This is a genomic window from Peribacillus sp. P4_C12 (genome assembly GCF_056402095.1).
Map to the genome: position 1 here is coordinate 1 of NZ_JBFUIB010000673.1, position 1,701 is coordinate 1,701.

Sequence of the window (1,701 nt, forward strand, 5' to 3'; positions counted from 1 at the left end):
CTTCCTAAGTATGAAATGGTCATCATACATAGTAAGTAAACAACCATCCACAGCCCTGCTGAAAAGTTTTGACGGAACCCCCTCCATTTTATTTTTGCTTGATAATAGAAATAAACGGGAAGACCCATCATAATGATAAATAATACTTGTCCTGTCAGTGGCCACCTTGCCCAATATAGAACTAAAGAAGCAAAAACAAAGCCAAGTGGTGCAATAATACTTAATCCTTTTAGACGTAATGGTCTGTACAAGTTCTTACCTGTGCGTCTTAATGTCATAACAGTTACTGGACCTGTAATATAAGAGACTAAAGTCGCAACCGAAATAACCTCTGCTAGTACTCCCCAGCCTCTAAACATGAATAAAAATAAGAAAGATACACCTAGATTTAAAATCATAGCTTGACGCGGAATGCCATAGAGAGGATGTAGTTTCCCAAATACGCTTGGTAAATATTTATTCTTTTCCATTCCGTAAAGCATTCGTGACGTTGTCGCCGTATATGTTATCCCTGTCCCAGAAGGAGAAATAAAAGCATCGGCGTATAGTAAAATAACTAACCAGTTTAGGCCTAAAACAATTGCTAGGTCAGCAAACGGTGAATTGAAATTCAAATGTTGCCACCCGTTCACAATCATAGACGGATCAACGGCTCCGATAAATGCAATCTGTAATAAAACGTAGATAACTGTTGCAATTAAAATTGAACCGATTACTGCAATTGGGATCGAACGTCCAGGATTCTTCGCCTCACCAGCCATATTAATCGGACTTTGAAAACCGTTAAATGCGAAGATAATACCAGAAGTTGCTACAGCAGTAAGTACACTTGCCCAACCATTAGGTGCTATACTGCCCGCTGACGTAAAATTGGATCCATGAAAACCAGCAAATAAAAGTGCCCCAATCGTAAGTCCTGGTATAATAACTTTAAAAACAGTAATAAATGAGTTAGCTTTTGAAAACAAACTAACGGTCCAGTAATTTAATAAAAAGTAGACGATCAGTAATACAGAGGCAATTACTAAGCCTCCCCCAGTAAGACTTCCATTTACTACTAAACCATGTGTCCACTCCGCCCATTTCCAAGGCCATGAGCTCATATATTGAACAGAAGCAATCGCTTCAACAGGAATTACAGAAACGATTGCAATCCAGTTTGCCCAAGCTGCAAGAAACCCTATAAACGAACCATGAGAGTACTGCGTATATTTTACCATTCCCCCAGCTTCAGGAAACATAGCCCCTAATTCACTGTAAGAAAGTGCGATAAACAAAATAACAATCATCCCGATAATCCACGAGATAATGGCAGCTGGTCCAGCGATTTGTGCCGCTCTCCATGCTCCGAATAACCAACCTGAGCCAATAATTGACCCGAGTCCTACCATCGTTAACGAAAATGTTCCCATCTTTCTCTGCAAATTATTCATATGTTTATCACCATGCTTTCCAAAATTCATTCCTTAATATTAACTTTTTAAAGTAACTGGATTAATGATTTGTGCTAGTGTACGTTCAATAAATAATCACAATGGAAATTCCTGTAATGTTACCTGACCCCACACTAGAAGCCATATTAATACAAAACGCTTGAAATAAGAAACAAGCATAATAATTAATAAGTTTGACAAAAAAAACATTTGATACGTCAATTTACATCTTAAAGTAATTGTTGGGTACATCACTTCTGGTTAAAGT

The 1,701-nt window shown here is 37.9% G+C and carries 2 protein-coding genes; both read right to left on the reverse strand.

The features are described 5' to 3' along the window. Window positions 1-1,433 (reverse strand): APC family permease (locus AC1DUW_RS27845; RefSeq protein ID WP_477644057.1); only part of this gene is annotated, 1,433 nt, incomplete at its 3' end. A gap of 85 nt (window positions 1,434-1,518) precedes the next feature. Then, on the reverse strand, window positions 1,519-1,656 hold the full coding sequence (locus tag AC1DUW_RS27850; RefSeq protein WP_379167665.1) for an alanine:cation symporter family protein: 138 nt from the start codon (window positions 1,654-1,656) through the stop codon (window positions 1,519-1,521). Window positions 1,657-1,701 lie beyond the last annotated feature (45 nt).